The sequence below is a fragment of the Micromonospora sp. KC721 genome, from assembly GCF_004348355.1.
In the GTDB taxonomy this organism is placed as follows: Bacteria; Actinomycetota; Actinomycetes; order Mycobacteriales; family Micromonosporaceae; genus Micromonospora.
Genome location: NZ_SMJY01000239.1, coordinates 1 through 8,415 on the forward strand (window position 1 = coordinate 1; position 8,415 = coordinate 8,415).

Genomic DNA, 8,415 nt, shown 5'->3' on the forward strand with positions numbered 1-8,415 from the left:
GCCGTACCCGGACCAGGGTGCCCCGCGGCTCCCGGCCGATGACCTCGCACTCGCCCCCCAGCTCGGCGGCGCGTTCCCGCATCGAGTCCAGCCCCACCCCACCCGGCCGGGGCCCGGCGATGCCGACGCCGTCGTCGGACACCTCGATCACCAGCGCCCGTCCCCGCCGCACCACCACCTCGCAGGAGCGGGCCCGGGCGTGCCGGGCCACGTTGGCCAGCGCCTCCCCCACGATCCGGTAGGCCGCCACCTCGACGGCGGCCGGCAGCCGGGGCAGGGCGTCCTCGAGCCGAAACCGCACAGTCAGGTTCGGCCCGTCGAAGCGTTGGCATTCGGCCCGCAGCGCCGACTCCAGCCCCCGGTCCAGGGCGGCCGGGCGCAGCTCGTCGACCAGCTGACGCACCTCACCGGTGCAGGTACGCAGGTCGTCGGCGAGCCCGTCGAGGATCTGGGTCAACCGTTCCTGGTCGGTGCCGGCGAGCTTGCGGGCCGCGCGTACCTGCATGGACATGCCGGCGAAGGCCGGGCCCAACCCGTCGTGCAGGTCGCGGCGCAGGCGTCGCCGCTCCTCCTCGCGCGCCATGACCAGCCGTTCCCGGGACTCCCGCAGGTCACGGATCAGCCGGGCGGACGCCGCCGCCACCGAGGCGTGCAGCGCGACGTCGCTGAGCAGCCGGCGCTCGACCGGGGTGAACCGGGCGCCGGCTGACCGGTTGGCCACCACCAGCCACCCCACCCGTTCGCCGTGGGTCACCATGTCGAACCGTTCGACCGAGGTGGTCGCCCGACCGTGCTCGGCGTGCAGCTGCCCCGGCCGGCCGGCGTCGTCGCCGCCGAGTTCCACCGCCACGTACGGCACCTGGAGCGAACGGGCGATCGTGCCGGTGAGCAGCGGCAACACCGCCTGCGGCTCCACCGTCCGCTCCAGCAGGTCACCCAGGCGGGCCAGCACCGCGTACGGCTCGTCGCGGTCGCCGTAGAGCAACCGGTTCACCCCGCGTTGCACCCGGTTCCGCAGCGGCTCAAAGGTCACCGCGATCAGGCCGGTCGCCACCAGGGAGGCGTTCGAGGTGTCGCCCCGCAGCACGAGGTCGCGCAGCAGCGCCACGGTGGCCACGAAGGCGGCGATCACCAGCAGGCTCATCACCACCCAGACCAGCGTGCGGTTGATCACCTGCTCCAGCCCGTACAGCCGGTACCGGAGCACGGCCAGGGTCATCGCGCCGGGGACGGCGACCACCATCAGCACCCAGCCGCCGGAGAGGTTCAGCCAATCCAGCCCGAAGCCGAGCAGGAAGAACGCGGCGGCCGCCAGCAGGCAGGCGAGCTGCTGGCGCGCCTCACCGGTGGCCCGTCGCCAGCGGCCCGCCAACGATCCGAGCACCCCGAGCACCAGCAGCAGTTCGACGGCGATCGTGACCAGGGCGACCCGGACCAGCAGTTGCGCCTCCCGGGTGGCCGCCGGCGCGGCGGACAGGAGCAGTCCCGTGGGGTCGCTGGCGGCGGCCACCGCCAGTGCGACGGCCGCGACCCCGGTGGTGACGACGAGCCCGGCGGCGACCGGACGCCAGCGCCGCCCGGGCAGCCGGCCGTCCGGGAAGACCAGCAGGGCCAGGAAGATCAGGCCGTACGGCGGCCACCACAGCCACTGGCTCAGCCAGGCCACCGGTGCCAGGTGCAGCCAGCTCAACGCCAGGACCGCCGCGCCGGCGGTGAGCCCGGCCGCCACCATGAGCCGCCCGACGAGGTGTCCGGGCACCCCGGCGAGCACCAGACCACCGAGGGCGGTGAACGAGACCGCGATCGCGCCGGTCAGCGCCGCCGGCCCGCCCGGGGCCGAGTCGTGGTTGCGCCACTGCCCGATCAGGACGAGTACGGCGATGGCCAGCCCCAGCGCGGCCAGGCCGTGGCGGGGGGCGCTGGGTGGGCCGGCGGTCGACGGCAAGGTGTGCCCTCCGGGCGGTCGTGGTGGTCGGGCGGTCCGGTGTGGCTCAGTGCGCCCAGCCGGCCACGTGCATGGCGTTGTGCATCCAGTTGCCCCTGTCGTGTTCGAGGTGGTCCGGCAGGGCGCCGAGGTCGTGCGACAGGTCCGGGCCGTCGAGGGCGGGCACCCCGGCGAGCGCCTCCTCCAGGGAGGTCCGGGACTGGGCGAGCACGTCCGGATGGTCGCGGACGTACCGCACCAGGTGTCTCATGACCGCCCGCAACCGAGCCCGGACGGCCTCCGGGTCGGCCGCGTCGTAGCCGGCCTGGAGGTCCTCCAGACGCCAGTCGGCGGAGAAACAGGGGTGCAGCCGACGGCCGGTGACGTCGAAGAACTCGATGCCGCCGGCGAGCTTCTCCCCGTGGTCGGCGGCCGCGAGCAGCTCGGCGAGATTCTGGTAGACGTGGCAGAAGGTGTCGTTCGCGGCGATCAGCAGGATCCGCCGATCGTCGCCGCTGTTCAGGGTCATGCCTGCTCCTCGGATGAAGTACCCGGCCGCCGGCTCCGGTTCCGCCGACCGGGCGCAGCGTAGGTGACGGGCGTCCACAGTGGCAGCGGCCGGGCGGGCCGGTGGCCGTCGGCGAACGTCCCGCTCATCGTCCCCCGAGCGATGTCCCGCCGGCCCGGGGCGGATGTCCCGGGCCGGCGGGCGGTGCGGCGCCTGCGGGTCAGTGCACGCTCGCGTTGGTCGCCCGGGTCATGTCGACCATGGCCCTGACCTTCGGCAGTCCCTCGGTGTGGCTGCCCGAGTGCACGCGCGCCGACCAGTGGTCGTAGCGCTGCTTGAGCAGGGCGAGCCGGGCGGCGGCGGTGCCGGCCAGGCAGGCGCTCACCGGTTCCCGCGGCTTGTCGGGGATGTCCGCCTGCACGCAGCCGACCCCGTACTGGCCCTGGTTGGACTGCGGGTCGAAGCCGGACTTGTCGCCGGTGCACGCGTCCCAGTCGACCACCTGCTCGCAGCCGGCGTAGTTGACGACCGCCTGGGTGAACGCGTTGTAGAGGTGCTGGTTGAGCGACTGGTCGGTGTCGCTGCGCGGGCGGGTGTAGTCGGCGGGGAGCCCGTTGGTGCCGAAGAGCAGCGCGTTGAGGCTGTCGTCCTGCTCCAGCGCGCTCGCCCAGCCCAGCTCGGTGTACGCCTGGAGCATCCGCAGCGCGTTGGAGACGGCCTTGCCCCGCTGCCACAGCGTCTGGGCCACCGCCCAGGTGCCGGGGCTCGGCGGGTTGGGGCCGGTGCCGGCGCGCATCACCCGGTAGAAGTACTTCTGCCGGCCGGCGAGCATCGCCGCGGCCTTCGTCCGGGCGGTCGCCGCCTGCGCCGTGCTCACCGGGATGGCCGCCGACTCGAACGCCGTCCGGTACGTGCTCCAGCGCTCGTTGAGGTACTTGTTCTCGTTGTGGCAGTAGCCGCTGGGGGTCGGAGACGTCGTGCTCCAGGAGCAGTAGGTGCCGATCGGGAAGACCCGGGTCGCGGTCTGCACCTCCTGCCAGTCACCGGTCGCCCACTTGACCCGGGACAGCAGCGTGACCTGCAGGTCTCCGCGCCAGGTGTGGAACCGCGGGCCCTCGTTCTCCTCGACGTTGACGAACTGCGCCTCGTAGCAGGTGGAGAAGGTCGGCTTGTGCCCCGGCGGCATCGCGTGGTGGGTCAGGTGGAAGGGGTTGGGCAGGTTGGCGCGGCGGATGGTGGCCGGCACGGATCGGGCGGGCCGGTTGCCGGTGGTGGTGCAGGCGTTCATCAACTCGATCTCCGGGATCCGGTTGGCGGCCGGGAGTGCCTGGTCCGGGCTGCCCCACATGTCGTGCACCGGCGCGGGCTGGTCGTTCCCGTTCCAGATCACGCCCTTGCGCACCTCCTCCACCTGCTTGTTCCAGGCGACGACCGCGTTGCGGTAGTCGGCCATCAGCCTGGTGAACAGGTCGTTGGTGACCCCGTCGGGCTTCGGGCGGTTGAACTCCCGTACCCGCTGGTTGATCATGTCGCCGGCGTCGGCGATGGCGGTGGCCCGGCCACCGTCGATCTGGGTGGCGTACGCCGGATTCTCCAGTTGCAGGATGTTGTAGACACGGGCGGCGGTGCTCCAGGCGGCGGCGTTGGCGACCGACCCGGTGGTCCAGGTGCCGCCGACCTCGGCGCGAGCCCACTGGGACAGGTAGTTGACCGACCCCTCGGGCAGATAGAGGTCGAGCACGCTCACCGGATCGGTGAGGCTGGTGCCGGCCGGGACGGTGAAGGTGCCCTCCTGCGCGGCGTCGACGGTGGCGAACTTGAAGGTGGGCGACTCGGCCAAGGGGTAGTACGCGCTTTCCGGGATCGGCTGGCCGGTGATCTCCCGGTGGTGCACGTAGGTGGTGATGACCTTGTTCAGGTCGGATTTCGCGATGTTCTGCAGCGCGACGTGGGTGGCGAGCGCCATCGAGTCGACCTTGCGTTCGATGGTCTGCAACTGGGTGGCGATCCGGCCGAGGTTGGCCCGTACCTCGTCGATCGCCTTCAACAGCTCGCCGAGCTGGGCGATCAGCCCGGAGTACATCTCCTTGAGCGCCGACTCGATCCGGTCGAACCGCTTGTCGATGCCCTGGGCCAGCCGGTTGATCTGGTCGCGGAGCTTGCCGATCTCGGCCCGGACGGCGGCGTTGGGGTCACCCCCACCGGAGAACAGGCCGATCAGGCTGACCGCCGCGCCGAGCAGGTTGCCGGTCAGCACCGCCGTGCCCATCGCGACCGCGGCGGTGCCGAGGCCCTGCCCGAGCACCGTCATCATGTAGGTGTTGATGGCGGTGACCGAGGTGACCACGGCCTTGCCGATGGTTTCCAGTTGCTTGCCGAAGCCGGGGTCGGCGAAGCCGACCAGGGCGGAGAGCACGCCGACGGTGGATCCGAGACCCTCGAATATGATCTTGTTCTCGGCGGTCTTCCGCTTCTCCTCGTCGATCACCGCCTGGCTGGGCTTCGGGTCCTCGTTCACCGGGTGGGCGGTGGAGCGGGCGATCACCTCCTCCACCCGGGTCCGGCCGCCGGCGTCGAGCGCGGCCAGTGCGGCGAACGCCCGCTCCTGCACCAACGCCCGGTAGGCGGTCGCGTCGTCGCGCTCGTCGCGGATCGCCGCCAGCGGCACGTAGTACCCGAGGGTTCCGGTGTTGCCGCCAGCCCGTGGCTCGTGGATCCGCGTGGCCAGCAGGGTGTCGACCGGGGTGCGGACCCCGGTGCCGGTGCGCCCCGCGAACGCCGTGTCCCACCCGGTGGCGAGCGCGTCGTCGGCGGCGGCCCGGCGGTGCAACTGCGTCCAGGTCGACCGGACCACGTCCCGGGAGCGGGCGTTCCAGGCCGCGTCCTGGTAGCCGCCGCGCACCAGGCTCAGCGCGTCCGGCACCACGTTGGCGCCCTCCGCCCCAACGGTGCTGGTCAGGAAGGCGCGTACCGCGGGGCCGTTGGTGACCGCACCGGTGCTGGTCGCCTGGCCGAGCCGGGCCAGGACGGCCATCGCCACGGCGAACCGGGAACGCTCGTCACCCCCGCTGTCCGGAGCGGCGGCGTCGGCGACCGCCCGGGTGGCCGCCACGTGCCCAACCACCTGACCGGCGTCGGCCCCCTGGTGGATGGCCCGCCAGTCCAGCAACTCGGCGGTGAGCAGGGCATCCTTCAGGCCGGCCGCGCCGGCGTCGCGGGTCTGCACCACCGCCCCGAAGAGCGCGCCGTGCACCGTCTGCTCGTCGAAGGGCACCGGGTCGGCGGCCCGGGCGGGCGTCTGGTGCATCGTGACCAGCAGTGCCGCGACAAGTGCCGCAGCACCCCACCGGCCGCCGCCGGTCCCGCGGCGTCTTCCCCGGCGACCCGGAATGACGATACGGAGAAGCGCACCGCTTCCCGATCGTCCGATTGGTGCTCCCGCTGTTCTCACCGCTGCTCCTCTCGCCGGGCGGGTCCCCACCCGCCTGCTGAGGACCGACCCTGGCGGTCCGGTCGTCCCCGCGGGCAGGGACATCCGTCCCCCGGCCGGGGGACAGCGGAAAGCGAGCGGGCCCCGGACGGGGCGTCGGGGCTCAGCCCCGGCGGTTGAGCCAGCGCAGCAGGTCCGGCGGGATGGCCGGACCCGTCACGGACGGCGACGGCGCAGGCGGCTCGGGACGCCGCATGTCGCCGGCGAGTTCCCGGCTCGGCGCGGTGAAGTCGCGTACCGGCTGGCCGTCCACGGCGGTGCGGATGATCCGGGCGACCGCCGCGATCACCTGCGACTGCACGGCCGCGCCGACCGCGTCGCTCGGGTTGTCCGGGTTGGCGGCGATACCGGCCACCGCGACCTGCGGGGTGAACCCGACGAAGGTCTCCGTGGCGTTCTGCTCCGAGCTGCCGGTCTTGCCGGCCACCGGGCGGCCGACGATCCCGTCCACCCCGCCGGCCGTTCCGCCGTTGCACTGCCCGTACGCGGACTGCTGCCCCACCGGGCAGCGTGCCGCGTCGGTGGCGGCCCGGGCCACGTCCTGGCTCAGCACCCGCTTGCAGGAGGGCTGACCGACGGACACCTTCCGGCCGTCCGGCGCGGTCACCGACACCACCGGCGTCGGGGTGCAGTACATGCCCTCGGCCGCCACGGTGGCGTACGCGTTGGCCAGGTCCAGCGGGGTGGTGGCGGCCACGCCGAGGGTGAACGCGCCCCAGTTCGCGGCGTCGTGTGCCGCGAACGCCGCGTCGGAGTCGGCCCGGAAGGTGATGCCGAGGCGCTGCGCCATCTCCACCACCCTGTCCTCGCCGACCTGCTCGGCCAGCCAGACGAAGTAGGTGTTCACCGAGCGGCCGAAGGCGTCCCACATCATCCGGTAGCCGTCCATCCGCTCCGGGTTGGCGTTGGCCGGGCACCACTTGCCGTCACAGCTGCCCTCGCCCTCGGCCGGGTAGCGGGTCGGCAGCCGGCTGGGGGCGTCGAACCCGGTCGAGAGGGTACGCCCCGACTCCAACGCGGCGAGCATGGTGAAGAGCTTGAACGTGGACCCGGCCTGGTAGCCGTCGATGCCGCCACCGCCGGAGACCAGCGGGTTGACGGTCTGGCCGGGCCCGACACCGTACGGGCGGTTGACCGCCATGGCGAGGATCCGGCCGGTGCCCGGCTCGACGGCCGCGATCGGCAGCGCCCGCTTGTCGTCGGCGGCGTAGACCTCGCGGGCCTCCCGCACGGCGGTGGCCTGCACCCGAGGATCGAGGGAGGTGACCACCGTGTAGCCGCCCCGGCGCAGCGCCTGCTCCCGCTCCTGACCGGTGGCGCCGAACGCGGGCTGCGCCAGCCACCAGCGCCGCAGGTAGTCGCAGAAGAAGCCGTCGTCGGCCGGCCGGGTGGCCACACAGCCGTTGGGTTGGGCGGTGGGGTGCAGGACCAGCTTCTCGGCGTCGGCCCGGTCGGCCTGCGCCTGGGTGATCGCGCCGGTGCCGACCATCGCGTTCAGCACGTACCCACGCCGGGCCAACGCCGCCGTGGCGTCGCCGTCGATCGGGCTGTACGCGTCCGGGGATTGGACCAGGCCGGCGAGCAGGGCGGCCTCGCCGAGGGTCAGGTCGGCCGGCGTCTTGCCGAAGTAGCGCTGGCTGGCCGCCGCGATGCCGTACGCCCCGGAGCCGAAGTACGCGATGTTCAGGTACCGGTTGAGGATCTCGTCCTTGCTGAGCTCGCGCTCCAGCGCGTTGGCGTACCGGATCTCCTGGAGCTTGCGCCCGACGGTCTGGTCGGTGGCCGCCTGCCGCTGCTGGGCGCTGCGGTGCGGGTCGCTCTTGAGCACGTTGCGGACGTACTGCATGGTCAGCGTGGAGCCGCCCTGCGTGTCGCCGCCGGTCAGGTTGGCCACCAGGGCACGGACGATGCCGCGCGGGTCGGCCCCGCCGTGCGAGTAGAAGCGCCGGTCCTCCGCCGCCACGATCGCCTGCCGCATCACCGGGGCGATCTCGGCCAGCGGCACGTCGGTCCGGTTGACGTCGTAGAAGGTGGTGAGCAGGGTTCTGCCGTCGTTGGCGTAGACGTATGAGCGCTGCGCGGTAGTCGGGGTGGCCAGTGCCGCCGGCAGGTCGCGGTACGCCCCGAGCGCCGCTTTGGCGGCGTACCCGGCCAGCAGGTTGCCGGGTAGCGCGGCGACCGCGAGGGCGAGACCGGCCAGCACGCCGGCGAGCAGCACGGTGAGCAGCCGCGACAGCGGCGTCCGGGGGCGGGGCATGGACCCACAATGACCAGGTCAGCGACCGGCACACCACCCGCGACCGGGATTGTCGGCTAACTCACGGTCGCCGGGCGGCAACTTCCCCACCGCGCCGCCCGGCTGTCCGCTTCCGATGCCTTCTCCCCTTTTTCGGGCTGTGTGGTCGCACCGCCACGTTGGTCGGGCCGTTCCCGCCCTGACGGTCAGCCGGCGGGAAGGGGACCCGGCGGGTCGGCGGTGGGGGGCACCACGGG

At 73.1% G+C, this 8,415-nt stretch carries 4 protein-coding genes; all 4 read right to left on the reverse strand.

The annotated features are described in order from the left end of the window. Window positions 1–1,945: sensor histidine kinase (locus tag E1182_RS27150; protein ID WP_243706442.1), on the reverse strand; the 1,945-nt coding region annotated here is incomplete at its 3' end. A 46-nt stretch (window positions 1,946–1,991) separates the two neighbouring features. Further along, the gene (locus E1182_RS27155) at window positions 1,992–2,453 is read right to left on the reverse strand and encodes a hypothetical protein (RefSeq protein ID WP_132270537.1); all 462 of its coding nucleotides are present in this window, start codon (window positions 2,451–2,453) and stop codon (window positions 1,992–1,994) included. A 199-nt stretch (window positions 2,454–2,652) separates the two neighbouring features. Then, window positions 2,653–5,739: a hypothetical protein gene (locus tag E1182_RS27160; protein ID WP_132270540.1), complete on the reverse strand. Its 3,087-nt coding sequence runs from the start codon at window positions 5,737–5,739 to the stop codon at window positions 2,653–2,655. A 286-nt stretch (window positions 5,740–6,025) separates the two neighbouring features. After that, window positions 6,026–8,179, reverse strand: coding sequence for a transglycosylase domain-containing protein (locus E1182_RS27165; RefSeq protein WP_132270543.1), 2,154 nt, complete (start codon window positions 8,177–8,179; stop codon window positions 6,026–6,028). Window positions 8,180–8,415: the final 236 nt, after the last annotated feature.